We start from the raw sequence: 15,569 nt of genomic DNA on the forward strand, positions 1-15,569 counted from the left end.
ATTCAATTGATGCGCTTGTCTCGAAGGGCGCAGGCGGGCGTTGCGATGGATCAACGGCCGGGGAGCCTTGGTTCGTCTCGTCAGGGCCGATACGATGCATGACGACATCCATCACGAAGCCTGGCGCGACCGAGTCGTCCCTGCACTGCTCGACGCCGTTCGAGAAGGCGACGTCGCGGAAGTGCGGAGGTGGCTGGCTGACGGATTGCCCGCCAACTGGCAGGACGTCGAGGGGTGCAGCCTGATCTTCCTGGCGGCATATCATCGCCAATGGGCGGTCGTCGACTGCCTACTGGCAGGTGGTGCATCGGTCGACCTGCCCGATCGTCGGGGATGGACCCCCTTCTTCTGGGCCGCCTTCAACGGTCATGCCGACATCGTGTCGTTCCTGATCGGCCGCGGCGCCAGTCCCGACGCGCGAAACGAGGACGGGGAGTGGCCCTTGTTTTGGGCCGTCTACAAGGGCCACACGTCGGTGGTCCGGCATCTCCTCGTCGGCGGTGCGAAGCGGAACCAGCTCGATGCGGAGGGACATGACGAACTCTGGCTCGCGCAGACTTTGGGGCGGCAGGACATCGTCGCCATCCTGGAGGGGCCTCGAGCCCGGCACACGAATCGCCACGTCCGGAACAGTCCGAACGAGACAATGTGATTCCAACCCTCGACGCCCGTCACACCCCCCCTTACCCCGGCTCCAACTGGTCCCGTGAAGTCCACTCCGCAACTTCCGTGCATTTGCCTTCTGAAAACGACAAACGAGGTGCTGACGGGATGTGGATGGAGGTGCTGGCGCCGGAGCGGCCGAACCAGAACAAGACAGGCAGGAGGCGGCCTTGGATTTCAGATTGCTGCGTTACTTCGTCGCGGTTGCGGAAGAACTGCATCTGGCCCGTGCAGCCGAGCGTCTGGGCATCGAGCAATCGGCTGTGTCGCGTGCGATGCGCGACCTGGAAAACCAGCTTGGCGTACAGTTGTTCGACCGCAGCACACGTCTGACGCGGCTGACCTGGGCCGGCCAAGTGTTCCTCGGCGAATGCCGGCGCGTGCAGGCTACCGTGGAGCAGGCAGTCAAGAGCGCCAAGGCGGCGGCACAGGGCTACCAGGGCAGTCTGCGCATCGCCATCTGCGACAGCCTGGCGCAGCCCCGCATTGCCACCTTGCTGGCACGCAGCCGCGAGGATGAGCCCGAGCTGGAGATTCGCGTCTTCGAGCTGCCGTTCGCGCAGCAGATCAAGATGCTGCACAACGATCTGCTGGACATCGGCTTTGCGTTGTCAAACGCGGTGCATGATGGCCTCGTCGCCGAGCCGGTGTGGACCGATCCGCTGTCGGTGATCGTGCCCGCACGCCATCCCTTGCTGGCACACGTGCAGGTGCCACTGGCCGAAGCCTTGAAATTCCCGCTGGTTCTGTGCCATCCCGAATCGGGATCGGGCTGCCGCCATCAGATTCAAACGATGCTGCAGGACGCGAGCACGCCGCTCAAGCTGGTCGATGAAGTGACCAGCCTGGGCGTGATGCTGACCCTGGTCGGCGCCGGCTACGGCATCGGCTTCGCCATCGCCTCGCAAGTGCAGACGCTACAGCGCCCGGACATCTCCATTCGTCCCCTGGCCGGCATTCCACCGACGCTCTCCACCTACCTGCTGCGCCGCCAGGGCGAACCCTCGGAGCCCATGAAGCGGTTCATCGAGCGGGTGAAAGACGAGGCCGCGCCGGTCGATGATGAGCCAGTCCTTTGAGGACGCAGCTCACCTGTCCGTTGCGACCTGTGGCGCGGTGTGCCAGTAGACAGATAGACTTCGGAATGAAATCCGATGCTCTGGCTGTTGGTGGATGTGCTTGGCTCGCTTTGGATCACCCGCAACGGCCTGCGTTGACCAGGCCGAAGACTTGAGTCCACAATCGAGTCCATTCCGTGACGCTTGGATCGGAAAAGACGTTCGTAATAAGCGAGTTAGCGACCGGGTGCTGTTCCCATCGCCCGCTCCACCGCTTCCCCCTTCCCCGCTGCGTCGAATTGCCGTTTGCCGGCGCCTGCTGCAGAATCGGCGGCGGACCCGCGCCCGCGTCGTCGTTCGGGCGTGCCGCGTTGCCGTCCGCAGGGGGGAAAGATGCTCGCATGCCATTCATCCGCGCCGCAGGTGCCGCCGGCGGCGGCCCGGCGCGCCTAGGCGCCGCGAGGCGGACATGCGCCGACGGATCTTGCCGCCCGCAGCGCTGGCGATTGCCGCAGCGCTGCTGCTCGCCGGCTGCGCCGGCATCATGCCGAAGAGCGGCGCGACGCAGGCCGAGATCGAATCCTGGGCGACGCCGCGCGGCTACCAGGCGGCGACCCTCGAGACGCGGCCGTTCCGCCTCTTCTCGCTGCTCCGCCAGCGGCGTGCCGATTCCCTGCTGGTGATCTACATCGAAGGCGATGGCAATCGCCGGCCGTCGCCCTACCGCCCGATCGAGCCGACGCCGCGGACGCCGCACGCGCTGCGCATGGCGCACCAGGACGAGTCGCCGCTGGTTGCCTACCTGGCGCGGCCGTGCCAATACCTTGCCGATGCGGCGCTGCCGTCGTGCGACAGCCAGCACTGGGTGGAAAGGCGCTTCGAGGAGGAGGTCATCGCTTCGATGCTGGCGGCGGTCGACGAGTTGAAGCGGCGCAGCGGCGCCCGCCGGGTCAGCCTGGTCGGCTACGGCGGGGGCGGCACCGTCGCCACGCTGCTCGCCGGCCGGCGGCAGGACGTCGTCGAACTGATCACCGTCGCCGCGCCGCTGGCGCTCGCCGACTGGGCGGCGCTCAACCGCCTGGGGCCGCTACCCGCGGCGAGCGATCCGGCCGAACAGCCGGCGCTGCCGCGCACGCTGCGGGCGACGCATTTCGTCGGCGGCGAGGACGAGGTCGTGCCGCCGGCGTTCACCGCGAGCTACGTCGGCCGGCGTGGCGGTGAGCTGATCTACGTTGCCGATTTCGGCCACGACTGCTGCTGGGCCGAGGAGTGGCCGTGGCTGCTCGAGCGGGCGCGCGGACGGGAGTCCTCGCCCTGAACGGTGCTGTCAGCCGGCCGCGTCGCCGCTTTCGGGCACGGCATTGATCAGGACCTTGTCGACGCGGTTGCGGTCCATGTCCATCACCTCGAAGCGGCAGCCGACCGCGACGAAGTGGTCGGCCGGCACCGGGATGCGACCGAGCATGTGCATGACGAAGCCGCCCAGCGTGTGGAAGCTGTTCTCCTCCTCGCCGGGCAGGTCGTCGCCGATGTCGAGCTCGGCCTTCAGGCGCTCGATGCCGACGTCGCCGTCGGCCAGCCAGGAGCCGTCCTCGCGGCGGATGATGTCGCGGTCCTCCGGCGCCTCCGGCTCGACCAGCTCGCCGACGATCGACGACAGCACGTCGGTCAGCGTCACCAGCCCCTGCACCTCGCCGTACTCGTCGACGATCAGCGCGAACTGCAGCCGCGCGCGACGGAAGTTTTCCAGCAGCTGCGTCGTCGACACCGCCTCCGGCACGTACAGCGGCGGATGGAGCACCGCCTCGACGTCGGCGATGCCGAGCGGCAGGCCGGGCAGCGCCTTCTTCAAGAGGTCGCCCTTCTGCAGCACGCCGAGGATGTGGTCGAGGCCGTCGCGGCAGATCACCAGCCGCGAGAATTCGCTGTCGATGATCTGCTGGCGCACCGCCTCTTCGCCGTCGTCGAGGTCGACGACGCACATGTCGCGGCGCGGCGTCATGATCGCGGCGATGCGCTGCTCGTCGAGGCGCAGCACGTTGGAAACGATCGCCTGCTCGCTCTCATGGAAGACGCCGGCTTCGGCGCCCTGCTCCATCAGCACCTTGATCTCGTCGTCGGTGACCGGCGGCTCCTCCTTGCGGCGGGCGCCGAACAGGCGCAGCACCAGCGACGACGAGGTCGACAGCAGGATCACCAGCGGATGGGTGAGGCTGGAGAGCAGCATCATCGGTCGCGCGATCAGCGAGGCGATGCCTTCCGGCGCCAGCAGCGCCAGCTGCTTCGGCACCAGCTCACCGATCACCACCGAGAAGTAGGTCAGGCCGACGACGGTGATCGTCAGCGCGATGCCGCGCGCGTAGGTCTCGAGCGGCGGGATCGCGGCGATCCACACGGTCAGCGGGTCGGCGAGCACGGCCTCGCCGATGGCGCCGCTGAGGATGCCGACGCTGGTGATGCCGACCTGGATCGTCGACAGGAAGTTCGAGGGGTTCTGGTGCAGCGACAGCGCCGCGTCGGCGCCGATGCTGCCGTCCTCGGCGAGGCTCTGCAGCCTCGACTTGCGCGAGGAGACGACCGCCATTTCCGACATCGCGAAGGCGGCGTTGATGAGGATGAGTACGAGCAGTAAGACTATGTCCATGGCGTTGGCCACCCGGCGCGGGGTCCGCGCGTGGCCACGGTGTTCTAAGACATCCGATTCTAGCAGAGCGCGGCGCCCGGTCCGCTCGCTATACTGCCGGTGTCATCCTCGTTCCGGGGTTCGTCATGCCTGCCAGCACGGCCGCTCGTCGCGATTACGTCCTCGCCCTTGACCAGGGCACGACCAGCTCCCGCGCCCTCCTCTTCGACCGCGGCGGCCGCCCCTGCGCCGCGGCGCGGCAGGAATTCGCGCAGTCGTATCCGCGGCCGGGGTGGGTCGAGCACGACCCCGAGGAGATCTGGCGGAGCCAGCTCGCGGTCGCCCGCGCGGTGCTGCGCGACAGCGGCGTGCCGGCTTCCCGCATAGCCGCCGTCGGCATCGCCAACCAGCGCGAGACGACATTGCTCTGGGATCGCGCCAGCGGCGCCGCGCTGGCGCCGGCGATCGTCTGGCAGGACCGGCGCACCGCCGGCCTCTGCGAGGCGCTGGCGGCGGCCGGCCACGGCGAGCTGTTCGCCCGCCGCACCGGCCTGCTGCTCGACCCCTACTTCTCCGCGACCAAGCTCAAGTGGCTGCTCGACCACGTGCCCGGCGCGCGCGCCCGCGCCGAGCGCGGCGAACTGGCCTTCGGCACCGTCGATAGCTGGCTGGCCTGGAAATTCACCGACGGCCGCGCGCACGTCACCGACGTCTCCAACGCCGCGCGCACGCTGCTCTTCGACATCCACCGCCGCTGCTGGGACGAGGAGCTGCTGGCGCTGCTCGACCTTCCCGCCGCGCTGCTGCCGCAGGTGGCCGACAGCAGCACCGTGGTCGGCCGCATCGGCGCGCACTGGCTGGGCGACGAGATCCCGCTCGCCGCGCCCGCCGGCGACCAGCAGGCGGCGACCTTCGGCCAGGCCTGCCGGCGGCCGGGGATGGCCAAGAACACCTACGGCACCGGCTGCTTCCTGCTGCTCAACACCGGCGCGCGGCCGATCGAATCGCGCCGGCGCCTGCTGAGCACGATCGGCTGGCGGCGCGGCGGCGACACCACCTACCTGCTCGAAGGCAGCGTCTTCATGGGCGGCGCCGTCGTCCAGTGGCTGCGCGACGGGCTCGGCCTGATCAACGCCGCGGACGAGGTCGAGGCACTCGCCGCGAGCGTGCCGGACAGCGGCGGCGTCTACCTGGTGCCGGCGCACGCCGGGCTCGGCGCGCCGTACTGGGACCCGCACGCGCGCGGCGCGCTGCTCGGCCTCTCCCGCGGCAGCACGCGCGCGCACCTCGCCCGTGCCGCGCTGGAGGCGATCGCCTACCAGAGCGCCGAGCTGCTGCAGGCGATGGCCGAGGACGCCGGGCAGCCGCTCGCCGAACTGCGCGTCGACGGCGGCGCCGCCGCCAACGACCTGCTGCTGCAGTTCCAGGCCGACCTGCTCGGCGTGCCGGTGCTGCGGCCGCAGGTCACCGAAACCACCGCCCTCGGCGCCGCCTTCCTCGCCGGGCTGGCGGTCGGCTTCTGGCAGGACGAGGCCGAGCTCGACGCGCACTGGCGCGTCGCGCGCCGCTTCGAACCGGCGCTGGCGGCCGACCGCCGCGCGGCGCTGCTTGCCGGCTGGCGCCGCGCGGTGGCGCGCAGCCTGGCCTGGGCCGAGGCCGACTGATGGCGGCGCCCGGCGAGCGTGCCGCCGACCTTGACCGGCTGCGCAACGGGCCGGAGTGGGACGTGCTGGTCGTCGGCGGCGGCGCCACCGGTCTAGGCTGCGCCGTCGACGCCGCGGCGCGCGGCTACCGCACGCTGCTCGTCGAGCGCGGCGACTACGCCGGCGGCACTTCGTCGCGCAGCACCAAGCTGATCCACGGCGGCGTCCGTTACCTGCGCCAGGGCGACCTGGCGCTGGTGCGCCATGCGCTGGCCGAGCGCGCCCGGCTGCTGGCCAATGCCGCGCCGCTGGTGCGGCCGCTGCCCTTCGTCATCCCGCTGCGCGGCCTCGGCGAGCGCCTGCGCTACGGCGCCGGGCTCAAGCTCTACGACCTGCTCGCCGGCGCCCGCGGCATCGCTGCCTCGGAACTGCTCGACCGCCGGCAGACGTTGGCCGCGCTGCCCGGGCTGCGCGGCGACGGCGTCGTCGGCGGCGTCCGCTACTGGGACGCGCAGTTCGACGACGCCCGGCTGGCGGTGACGCTGATGCGCAGCGCGCGCGACCGCGGCGCCACCTGCCTCAACTACTGCGCGCTGATCGGCCTGCTCAAGGCCGGCGGCCGCGTCTGCGGCGGCGTGCTGCGCGACGCCGAGAGCGGCGAGGAATTCGCCGTGCGCGCGCGCGCCGTGATCAACGCCACCGGCGTCTATGCCGACGCCGTGCGCCGCCTCGACGACGCCGGCACCGCGCCGCTCTTGACGCCGAGCCAGGGCATCCACCTCGTCGTCGACGCCGATTTTCTGCCCGGCGCCAGCGCGCTGCTGGTGCCGGAAACCGAGGACGGCCGCGTCATGTTCGCCATCCCGTGGCTGGGCAAGGTGCTGCTCGGCACCACCGACACCGCGCGCGACGACCTGCCGGACGAGCCGCTGCCGCTCGCCGGCGAGGTCGACTTCGTGCTGCGCACCGCCGCCGGCGTGCTGGCGCGGCCGCCGCGGCGCAGCGACGTGCGCAGCGTCTTCGCCGGGCTGCGGCCGCTGCTGGCGCCGGCCGCCGGCAGCCCCGGCGGCAAGGTTTCGCCGGCGGCGCTGTCGCGCGAGCACGCGATCGTCGTCGGCGACAGCGGGCTGCTCACCGTCACCGGCGGCAAATGGACCACCTACCGCTGGATGGCCGAGCAGGTCGTCGACCGCGCGGCGGCCGTCGCCGGCCTGCCGGCGGGCGTCTGCGAGACGCGCGGGCTGTGCCTGCACGCTTGCGCCGACGGCGGCGGCAGCGTTTACGGCAGCGACGCCGCCGCCGTCGCGGCGCTGCCCGGCGCCGGCAGTGCGCTGCATCCGGCATTGCCGTATGACGAGGCGATGGTCCGCTTCGCGTTCCGCTGCGAAGGGGCGCGCACGATCGAGGACGTGCTGGCGCGGCGGACGCGCGCGCTGTTCATCGACGCCGCCGCCGCCGAAGCGGCGATCGGGCGGGTCGCGGAGATTCTCGACGAGGAGCTGGCGCCGTCGCCGGCGCGCCTGCAGGCGCTGCAGACGGCAGCGCTGCTGGCCGCACGCCGCTTCCGCTTGTCCTGACCGGCGGGCCGCCGGTCGTCGCTGTGAACTTTCGCCATCGTCCGCGATCGCCTAGAAATAAAGAATACGCCGCCTGGCCTGCCTGCCGCCCGGGCGGCATCGGTCGGACGCCGGCAGCGTGTCGCCCCGTCCGCGACAGGAAACGCTTTGCAGCGGGGTGTGCGATGAATCGAACGAATGGCATGAACCGTGCAGCAGCCGTTGGCGGGCTGCTCCTTGCTACTTTTCTGGCCTTGCCGGCGGCGGCCCAGGTCAGGTCGGTGAACCTTGGCGGCAACCGCCTGCCGCCCTGCGAACTCCGAGCCGAGGCCTATCCCTGTGGGGCCATCGTTTCATCGCGCGGCGACGGGGTTTCATCGCGAGTCGCCGGCGGCATTGTGCGTGCGCTGGGGGCGCAGGTGCGCCATGAGTTCGCAGCGGTCCCCGCCGTCGCGGCGACGGTGCCGAACGCGGCCGTCGCGCGGGCGCTGGCGAGTTCCAGCCTGCAGGTCTTCCCCGATCGCCACATCGACCTGATCGAACCGGCGGCCCGCAAGCCGCGCGGCGGCGGGGGCGGCAGCACGGCGGAAGTCGTGCCTGAGGGGGTGGCCCGGATCGGTGCCCTCGACACCGGCGCGACGGGCAGTGGCGTCGGCGTCGCGATCACCGACACGGGGCTCGATTTCGCGCACGTCGACCTCAGCCTGGGTACCACCGCCAGCCGGTATTTCGACGCCTTCGGCGGAAACTGCCAGGACCAGCATGGCCACGGGACCCACGTCGGCGGCATCGTTGCCGCGCGTCGCGGCAACGGCACCGGCGTCGTCGGCGTTGCGCCGGACGCCACGCTCTACTGCGTTCGCATCCTCGACGCCAATGGCAGCGGCAGCGATTCGACGGTCATGGCCGGTTTCGACTGGGTCTGGGAACAGAACGGCGGCGAGTCGGCCAGCCGGCCTCTGCGCATCGGCGTCGTCAATGCCAGCTTCGGCCGGCGCGGCAGCGTCGGCGACAATCCGCCCATGCACGCGGTGGTCAAGAAGCTGCTGGCGCAGGGTGTCAGCATCGTCGCTGCCGCCGGCAACGATGCGTCGCTCGACGTGTCGCAGCAGATTCCCGCGGCCTATCCGGAAGCGCTCCCCGTCGCGAGCAGCACGGCGAGCGACGGCAACAATTCCTGCAATCGCTACTCGGGCCTGATCCGTGCCGACACCGCCTCGGTGTTCACGACCGACGGCGCCGGCATCGTCGTTTCGGCGCCGGGCAACGCGCGCGAGGACATCAACAATGGCTGCATGATCGGCTCGACCGGTATCCTGTCGCTGGCGCTTGGCGGCGGCACCACGCGCATGTCGGGCACGAGCATGGCGGCGCCGCATGTCGCCGGCGTCGTTGCCCAGCTGGTCGGGCAAGACGGCTCGCAGACGCCGGACTGCCGCCGGACCCGGATCGCGCGCGGCGCCAGCCGGCCGAGCGAGGCGCCGCTCGATTCGCCCGCCGGCAGCTACAGTTTCGACGGCGTCCGCGAAGGCATCCTGTCGGCGCCGGGGGCGGTCGCGGCGAGCTGCAACTAGGGCGTGTTCACAGTAGTTTCGTGGGCGCGACGCTGCCGTCGCGGGCGCACCGCGGCGTGACAAAAAAACGGGGCACCCCTTCCGAGGCGCCCCGCAAGACTGATCTCGCAACCGATCAGAACAACTCTTCGTCCAGTGCCATCAGCGGCGCGGCGCCGGCGCGGGCCTGGCGGATCGCCGTCGCCGTCTCCGGCAGCAGCTTGGCGAAATAGAAACGGGCGGTGGCGAGCTTGGCCTTGTAGAAGGCATCGCCCGAATCCTGCTTCGCCAGCGCGATCTTCGCCATGCGCGCCCAGAAGTACGCGAACACCAGGTGGCCGGCGACTTTCATGTAGGGCACGGCGGCGGCGCCGACGTCGTCGGGGTTCTTCATCGCGTTCATGCCGATTTCCATGGTCAGCTTCTGCAGCTTCTCGGCGACGTCGGCGAGCGGCGCGACGAACTCGGCCATCTGCGCGTCGTCCTTGTTCTCGATGACGAAGGCCTCGACGCGGCGGCCGAACTTCTTCAGCTTCGCACCCTGGTCGGCGAGCACCTTGCGCGCCAGCAGGTCGAGCGACTGGATGGTGTTGGTGCCTTCGTAGATCTGGTTGATGCGCGCGTCGCGGACGTACTGCTCCATGCCCCATTCGCTGATGAAGCCGTGGCCGCCGAAGACCTGCAGGCCGAGGTTGGTGCACTCGAAGGCGTTGTCGGTGAGGAAGGCCTTGATGATCGGGATCAGCAGCGCGACGACGTCGTCGGCCTCCTCGCGGGCCTTCGCGTCGGGGTGGGCGAGCGCGCGGTCGAGCTCGAGCGCGACGAAGTAGGAGAAGGCGCGGCCGGCTTCGGCGTAGGCCTTCTGCGTCAGCAGCATGCGCCGCACGTCGGGGTGCACGATGATCGGGTCGGCCGCCTTGTCCTTCGCCTTCGGCCCGGTCAGCGCGCGGCTCTGCAGGCGCTCGCGGGCGTAGGCCAGCGAGTTCTGGTAGGCCACTTCGGTGAGGCCGAGGCCCTGCATGCCGACCCCCAGGCGGGCCGCGTTCATCATCACGAACATCGCCTGCAGCCCCTTGTGCGGCTGGCCGAGCAGCCAGCCTTGAGCGCCGTCGAAGTTCATCACGCAGGTCGAATTGCCGTGGATGCCCATCTTGTGTTCGATCGAGCCGCAGGCGGCGCCGTTCCTCGCGCCGAGCGAACCGTCGGCGTTCGGCACGAACTTCGGCACGGCGAACAGGCTGATGCCCTTGGTGCCGGCCGGCGCGTCGGGCAGCCGGGCGAGCACCAGGTGCACGATGTTCTCGGCCAGGTCGTGTTCGCCGGAGGAGATGAAGATCTTGGTGCCGCTGATCGCATAGCTGCCGTCGGCGTGCGGCTCGGCCTTGGTGCGCAGGATGCCGAGGTCGGTGCCGCAGTGCGGCTCGGTCAGGCACATGGTGCCGGTCCATTCGCCGGAGACCAGCTTCGGCAGGTAGGCGCGCTTCAGCTCGGCCGAGCCGTGCGCGTGGATGCACTCGTAGGCGCCGTGCGACAGGCCGGGGTACATCGTCCACGCCTGGTTCGACGAGTTCATCATCTCGTACAGCGCGTTGTTCACCACCTGCGGCAGGCCCTGGCCGCCGAACTCGGGGTCGCAGGTCAGCGCCGGCCAGCCGGCCTCGCGGTACTGTGCGTAGGCCTCCTTGAAGCCGCTCGGGGTGGTCACCGTGCCCTTGTCCCACGTGCAGCCCTCGCGGTCGCCGACCTGGTTCAGCGGGAAGATCACCTCGGCGCAGAACTTGCCGCCCTCCTCGAGGATCTGGTCGATCAGCTCGCGGTTGGTCTCGGCGTGCGCCGGCATCTCGGCGAGCTGGCTTTCGACGTCGAGCAATTCGTGCAGCACGAAGTGCATGTCGCGCAGCGGCGGTTGGTACTGTCCCATGGCTGTTCCCCTTGTTGATCAGTCGGGTGGATGGAGGCTTCCGGCGGCCTGCACGCCGTCGATGTCGGAAGCAATGAAACGAACGTTTGAATGATTCTCGGCGAGGGAGCGGCAGTCGTCAAGTTGCAGTGCAGCAAACAGCGCGCGCCGCGCGGGATTGGGCGTCGGCGAGCGCGTCTGGCGCCGCCGTGGCCGGGCTGGCGCGCGTGCTAAAATCCTGCTTTCCCCCCGTTGTTGCCCGATGAAACTGACGATCAACGGCGAAAGCCGCGAATTCAACCTGCCGACGCCGGCTACCGTCGCCGCGCTGCTCGACGCGCTGGCGCTGACCGGCAAGCGGATCGCCATCGAAATGAACGGCGAGATCGTGCCGAAGAGTCGGCACGGCGAGACGCCGGTCGCCGACGGCGACCGGTTCGAGATCGTCGTCGCGGTCGGCGGCGGCTGACCCGTCAAGGAGTGCTTACTTACATGGACCAGCTCGTCATCGCCGGCAAGTCCTACGCCTCGCGGCTGCTCGTCGGCACCGGCAAGTACAAGGATTTCGCCGAAACCAAGGAGGCGATCGCCGCCTCCGGCGCCGAGATCGTCACCGTCGCCATCCGCCGCACCAACATCGGCCAGGACCCGGGCCAGCCGAACCTGCTCGATGCGATCCCGCCGTCGACATACACGATCCTGCCGAACACCGCCGGCTGCTATACGGCGGAGGACGCGGTGCGCACGCTGCGCCTGGCGCGCGAGCTGCTCGACGGCCATTCACTGGTCAAGCTGGAGGTCCTCGGCGACCCGACGACGCTGTTCCCGAACATGCCGGAGACGCTGAAGGCAGCCGAGACGCTGGTCAAGGACGGCTTCCAGGTGATGGTCTACTGCGCCGACGACCCGATCCAGGCGAAGATGCTCGAAGAGATCGGCTGCGTCGCGATCATGCCGCTGGCGTCGCTGATCGGCTCCGGCATGGGCATCCTGAATCCGTGGAACCTGCGCCTGATCATCGACAACGCGAAGGTGCCGGTGCTGGTCGATGCCGGCGTCGGCACCGCGTCGGATGCGGCGATCGCGATGGAACTCGGCTGCGACGGCGTGCTGATGAATACCGCCATTGCGCACGCGAAGAATCCGGTGCTGATGGCCTCGGCGATGAGGAAGGCAGTCGAGGCCGGCCGCGAGGCCTTCCTCGCCGGCCGCATGCCGCGCAAGCTCTACTCGGCCGACCCGTCGTCGCCGACTTCGGGGCTGATCGGGAGCTGAGTGGCCGATGAGCGAAGAAGGCGTCTACACCGCCGGCCGCGCCGGCCACATCCGCAGCTACGTGCTGCGCCAGGGGCGCGTCTCGAACGCGCAGCAGCGCTACTACGAGGACATGATGCCGAAGATCGGCATCCCCTACGCGGCGGTCCCGCTCGACCTCGACGCGGCCTTCGGCCGAGCCGCGCCGAAGATCCTCGAGATCGGCTGCGGCATGGGTGAGACTACCGCCGCGATCGCGACCGCCCACCCGGAGAACGACTACCTCGGGCTGGAGGTGCATACCCCCGGCGTCGGCAGCCTGTGCAAGCTGATCGCCGAGGGCAGCATTCCCAACCTGCGTGTCTGCCAGCACGACGCGGTCGAGGTGCTGCGCGACATGATCGGCGACGGCACGCTGTCCGGCGTGCACATCTTCTTCCCCGATCCGTGGCCGAAGGCGCGCCACCACAAGCGCCGGCTGCTCCAGCCGCCGCTGGTGGCGACGCTGGCCGCGAAGCTGAAGCCCGGCGGCTACCTCCACTGCGCGACCGACTGGGAGAACTACGCCGAGCAGATGCTGGAAGTCCTCTCCGGCGAGCCGGCGCTCGCCAACACCGCCGACGGTTACGCGCCGCGCCCCGAGTACCGGCCGCTGACCAAGTTCGAGCAGCGCGGCCTGCGCCTCGGGCACGGCGTCTGGGATCTGGTCTTCCGCCGGAAGTAGCCGCTCACTGCAGGCGGAAGATCACCGGCAGGATCAGCTCGCGCGCCGTCACGCCGGGCAGCCGGCCGATCGCCCAGGCGGCCTTCACCGCCGCGTCGTCGAGCAGGCGGTGGCCGCTGGAGGCGGCGAGCCGCACGTCGGCGATGCCGCCGTCGGCGGCGAGCGTCAGGATCAGCCGGGCCTCGCCTTCGAGGCCGCGGGCGATCGCTTCCGGCGGGTAGTAGAGGTGCTCGGCGAGCTTCTTCTGCGCCGCCCGTACCTGCCGGGCGGCGGCCTTCGCCGGCGGCGCGGCGGCCGGCGTCTGCGCGGCCGGGGTTTCCGGCGGCGGCGCGGGCGGAGCTTCGCGCTCTTCGTTGAGCGTATTCTTCAGCAGCGGCTCGGCCGGCGGCACTTCGACCGGCGGCAGTCGCAGCGTCGCCTGCAGCACGCGCGCCGGCGGCGGCCTGAGCAGGTCGCGCCAGGCGCCGTGGCCGAGCGCCGCGGCGTGCAGCAGCAGCGAGGCGGCGAAGGCGAGCAGCAGGCGGCGGGGCGACGTGGTCACGGAGTCGGGCGGTTTCCGGCGCCGGCAGGCGCCGCGACGGATTGGCGGTCGGGCGATCAGCCGGGCATTTTGGCAGAAAGTGGGGCGTCAGTCGCCCCGGAGGGGTGGCAGTGAGCAGAACGATTGGCGGTTTCCTGGCCGGTGCGCTGGCGGCGTTCTGGCTGGCGCTGGCGCCGGCGCAGGCGGCGTCGCCCGATCCGGTCGCCTTCGGCGTCGCCGTCGAGCGCGGCGATCGGCGCCAGGTCGAGAAGTGGCTCGACGAGGGCATGCCGCCCGACTATCAGGCCGACCGCATCGGTACCGGGCTGATGATCGCCGCGTGGAACGGCGACATCCCGATGATGGAGCTGTTCGTCGGCCGCGGCGCCAACCCGCGCCGCGCCAACCGCAACGGCGAGCAGGCGCTGCAGCTTGCCGCCTGGAACGGCCACGCCGCGGCCGTGCGCTGGCTGCTCGAGCACGGCGCGGTGCTCAACCGCGACGACAAGAACTGGGGGGCGCTGCACTACGCGGTGTTCAACGGCCATCTGGAGCTCGCGCGCGAGCTGATCGCGCGCGGCGCCGACGTCAACGCCCGCTCGCCGAACGGTTCGACGCCGCTGATGATGGCGGCGCGCGAGGGGCGCGACGAGATCGCGCGGCTGCTGCTCGAATCCGGCGCCGACACGGCGCTGAAGAGCGATTGGGGCGACACCGCGCTCAGCTTCGCGATGCGCTACGCGCACTACAAGCTCGGCCAGATGATCGCCTCGCCGGAGGAGTTCGAGATCGCGGTGAAGGCGCCGAAGGAGAGCTTCGGCGAGCCGGTGCGCTCGGTCGCTGCACCGTCGCAGATCGAGGAGCTGCTGCGCCAGATCCGCGAGGCCAACGCCAGCGGGGCGGAAACCGTCGAGCTGCGGCGCAAGCTGCACGCGGCGATCGCCGAGTTCCGCGGGCCGCCGAAGCCGCAGGGACTGGCCGGGCCGAAGGTGATCAAGGCGGCGCCGCCGCCGAAGGCGCTGGTGATCACCGCCAAGCGCGCCCAGCCGAAGGGCGGCGAGCGCGTCGAGGTGGTCCCGGCCGACGGCGGTAAGGCGGTGCCCGGCACGGTGAAGGTGACGCCGGCGCAGCCGGCGGTGAGCCCCAGCCGCATCGCCGACATCCTGCGCCAGATTCGCGTCGCCGAGGCGCAGGGGCAGCCGACCGAGGCGCTGCGCCGCGAACTCGACGAGGCGATGGCGAAGCTGAAGTAGCGCGCTCGGCGGAGAATCAGAACACCAGCGTCCGCCAGTCCGGGTCGAGCGTGCGCGCGACGAAGGCGGTGGCGCCGGCATGCCCGGCGAATTCGGGAATGGTCGTTTCGCCGGCGGCGACGTACTCGCGCCAGGCCATGCTGCAGGCAAGGAAGCGGGCGCCGCCCCGCGCCGCGTCCTGCATGAAGTCGTACAGGCTGCGCCCGCCCGCCGCCGCGGTGGCACGCCGGGCGGCTTCGCCGGCGACCAGCAGCCGCACCGAGCGGCCGGCGAAATGGATCTCCACCTCGGCGTCGAGCGCGGCGGCCGCGGCCGCATAGACGAAGGGCGCCGCCGCCAGGCCGGGGCGGTCAAGGTCGGTCGCCCACAGCAGGATCGCCAGACGGCTCACGTGAAGCGCGCCTCCGGCTCGACCGCGAGGATGTGCGCGCGGTAGGCCGCGGCATCGACCAGCCGCGCGCGGTCCCGCGCCCAGTCGCGCGCGCTGCCGCGCACCAGCCAGGCGGCGTACGGGGTCGCGTTGATCGGCGCCGGGTTGTCCTCGAGCGCCTCGTTGATCTCGTCGAGCCGGAACGCGCAGGGCGCGTGCACGGCGAGCACGGTCTTCGCGCTTTCGACGGTGCCCAGCCCGCGCCCGGCCTCGACCTCGGCGCCTTTCGGCTTGGCGGTGAAGGCGATGATCTCGCCGGCGAGGAAGACGCCGAAGGCAGTGATGCCGATCGTCAGCGCGTCGCCGTCCTCGCGCACCCACATGTCGTAGCGCGTGTCGTAGAGCAGGCCGTCGGGGACGGCACCGGAAAAGGGCTGGTGCGCCATGGTCGT

At 70.6% G+C, this 15,569-nt stretch carries 15 protein-coding genes; 10 read left to right on the plus strand and 5 right to left on the minus strand.

Features of this window, described 5'->3' with window-relative positions; genetic code table 11:
- The first annotated feature begins 94 nt into the window (after window positions 1-94).
- The 3 genes from IWH25_RS04750 (at window position 95) to IWH25_RS04760 (ending at window position 3,039) form a co-directional block, all read left to right on the plus strand.
- A complete protein-coding gene (locus tag IWH25_RS04750; RefSeq protein WP_141020301.1) occupies window positions 95-652 on the plus strand; it encodes an ankyrin repeat domain-containing protein in 558 nt (185 codons plus the stop codon).
- Between the two features lie 181 nt (window positions 653-833).
- Window positions 834-1,742, plus strand: coding sequence for a LysR family transcriptional regulator (locus IWH25_RS04755; protein WP_141020839.1), 909 nt, complete (start codon window positions 834-836; stop codon window positions 1,740-1,742).
- Between the two features lie 448 nt (window positions 1,743-2,190).
- On the plus strand, window positions 2,191-3,039 hold the full coding sequence (locus IWH25_RS04760) for an alpha/beta fold hydrolase (protein WP_203388191.1): 849 nt from the start codon (window positions 2,191-2,193) through the stop codon (window positions 3,037-3,039).
- A 9-nt stretch (window positions 3,040-3,048) separates the two neighbouring features.
- Here IWH25_RS04760 and IWH25_RS04765 read toward each other — a convergent pair whose 3' ends face one another.
- The gene (locus tag IWH25_RS04765; protein WP_203388192.1) at window positions 3,049-4,365 is read right to left on the minus strand and encodes a hemolysin family protein; all 1,317 of its coding nucleotides are present in this window, start codon (window positions 4,363-4,365) and stop codon (window positions 3,049-3,051) included.
- Between the two features lie 125 nt (window positions 4,366-4,490).
- Between IWH25_RS04765 and glpK the strand changes: the two genes are divergently transcribed.
- From glpK to IWH25_RS04780, 3 genes are all read left to right on the plus strand, one after another.
- A complete protein-coding gene (gene glpK, locus IWH25_RS04770) occupies window positions 4,491-6,008 on the plus strand; it encodes a glycerol kinase GlpK (RefSeq protein ID WP_203388193.1) in 1,518 nt (505 codons plus the stop codon).
- Window positions 6,008-7,564: a glycerol-3-phosphate dehydrogenase/oxidase gene (locus IWH25_RS04775; RefSeq protein ID WP_238999005.1), complete on the plus strand. Its 1,557-nt coding sequence runs from the start codon at window positions 6,008-6,010 to the stop codon at window positions 7,562-7,564. Before glpK ends, IWH25_RS04775 begins: the two co-directional genes overlap by 1 nt.
- A gap of 164 nt (window positions 7,565-7,728) precedes the next feature.
- Window positions 7,729-9,117 carry a S8 family peptidase gene (locus IWH25_RS04780; RefSeq protein WP_203388194.1) on the plus strand — a complete coding sequence of 463 codons (1,389 nt, stop codon included), beginning with the start codon at window positions 7,729-7,731 and terminating at the stop codon, window positions 9,115-9,117.
- 115 nt (window positions 9,118-9,232) lie between these two features.
- Here IWH25_RS04780 and IWH25_RS04785 read toward each other — a convergent pair whose 3' ends face one another.
- Entirely contained in the window at window positions 9,233-11,017 is a 1,785-nt protein-coding gene (locus IWH25_RS04785; RefSeq protein ID WP_203388195.1) for an acyl-CoA dehydrogenase C-terminal domain-containing protein, read from the minus strand.
- Window positions 11,018-11,258: 241 nt separating this feature from the next.
- On the opposite strand from IWH25_RS04785, the gene thiS reads away from it, so the two are divergent.
- Genes thiS through trmB form a run of 3 tightly spaced genes read left to right on the plus strand, consistent with a single transcriptional unit; the run spans window position 11,259 to window position 12,974 of the window.
- Complete coding sequence (gene thiS / locus IWH25_RS04790; RefSeq protein WP_203388196.1) at window positions 11,259-11,465, plus strand: sulfur carrier protein ThiS; 207 nt, start codon at window positions 11,259-11,261, stop codon at window positions 11,463-11,465.
- 23 nt (window positions 11,466-11,488) lie between these two features.
- Complete coding sequence (locus IWH25_RS04795; RefSeq protein ID WP_203388197.1) at window positions 11,489-12,271, plus strand: thiazole synthase; 783 nt, start codon at window positions 11,489-11,491, stop codon at window positions 12,269-12,271.
- A 7-nt stretch (window positions 12,272-12,278) separates the two neighbouring features.
- Entirely contained in the window at window positions 12,279-12,974 is a 696-nt protein-coding gene (trmB, locus tag IWH25_RS04800; RefSeq protein WP_203388198.1) for a tRNA (guanosine(46)-N7)-methyltransferase TrmB, read from the plus strand.
- A 4-nt stretch (window positions 12,975-12,978) separates the two neighbouring features.
- Here trmB and IWH25_RS04805 read toward each other — a convergent pair whose 3' ends face one another.
- Complete coding sequence (locus IWH25_RS04805) at window positions 12,979-13,515, minus strand: energy transducer TonB (protein ID WP_203388199.1); 537 nt, start codon at window positions 13,513-13,515, stop codon at window positions 12,979-12,981.
- Window positions 13,516-13,625: 110 nt separating this feature from the next.
- Between IWH25_RS04805 and IWH25_RS04810 the strand changes: the two genes are divergently transcribed.
- Window positions 13,626-14,747, plus strand: coding sequence for an ankyrin repeat domain-containing protein (locus IWH25_RS04810; RefSeq protein ID WP_203388200.1), 1,122 nt, complete (start codon window positions 13,626-13,628; stop codon window positions 14,745-14,747).
- Window positions 14,748-14,763: 16 nt separating this feature from the next.
- On the opposite strand, the gene IWH25_RS04815 is transcribed toward IWH25_RS04810, so the two are convergent.
- On the minus strand, window positions 14,764-15,138 hold the full coding sequence (locus IWH25_RS04815) for a DsrE family protein (RefSeq protein ID WP_203388201.1): 375 nt from the start codon (window positions 15,136-15,138) through the stop codon (window positions 14,764-14,766).
- On the minus strand, window positions 15,135-15,563 hold the full coding sequence (locus tag IWH25_RS04820) for a glycine cleavage system protein H (protein WP_203388202.1): 429 nt from the start codon (window positions 15,561-15,563) through the stop codon (window positions 15,135-15,137). Before IWH25_RS04820 ends, IWH25_RS04815 begins: the two co-directional genes overlap by 4 nt.
- Window positions 15,564-15,569 lie beyond the last annotated feature (6 nt).

It is taken from the genome of Azospira restricta (assembly GCF_016858125.1).
Lineage (GTDB): Bacteria > Pseudomonadota > Gammaproteobacteria > Burkholderiales > Rhodocyclaceae > Proximibacter > Proximibacter restrictus.

Coding starts and splice junctions, on each gene's coding strand:
- IWH25_RS04750 (WP_141020301.1), top strand. CDS start 95: ATGCATGACGACATCCATCACGAAGCCTGGCGCGACCGAGTCGTCCCT.
- IWH25_RS04760 (WP_203388191.1), top strand. CDS start 2,191: ATGCGCCGACGGATCTTGCCGCCCGCAGCGCTGGCGATTGCCGCAGCG.
- IWH25_RS04765 (WP_203388192.1), bottom strand. CDS start 4,365: ATGGACATAGTCTTACTGCTCGTACTCATCCTCATCAACGCCGCCTTC.
- glpK (WP_203388193.1), top strand. CDS start 4,491: ATGCCTGCCAGCACGGCCGCTCGTCGCGATTACGTCCTCGCCCTTGAC.
- IWH25_RS04775 (WP_238999005.1), top strand. CDS start 6,008: ATGGCGGCGCCCGGCGAGCGTGCCGCCGACCTTGACCGGCTGCGCAAC.
- IWH25_RS04780 (WP_203388194.1), top strand. CDS start 7,729: ATGAATCGAACGAATGGCATGAACCGTGCAGCAGCCGTTGGCGGGCTG.
- IWH25_RS04785 (WP_203388195.1), bottom strand. CDS start 11,017: ATGGGACAGTACCAACCGCCGCTGCGCGACATGCACTTCGTGCTGCAC.
- thiS (WP_203388196.1), top strand. CDS start 11,259: ATGAAACTGACGATCAACGGCGAAAGCCGCGAATTCAACCTGCCGACG.
- IWH25_RS04795 (WP_203388197.1), top strand. CDS start 11,489: ATGGACCAGCTCGTCATCGCCGGCAAGTCCTACGCCTCGCGGCTGCTC.
- trmB (WP_203388198.1), top strand. CDS start 12,279: ATGAGCGAAGAAGGCGTCTACACCGCCGGCCGCGCCGGCCACATCCGC.
- IWH25_RS04820 (WP_203388202.1), bottom strand. CDS start 15,563: ATGGCGCACCAGCCCTTTTCCGGTGCCGTCCCCGACGGCCTGCTCTAC.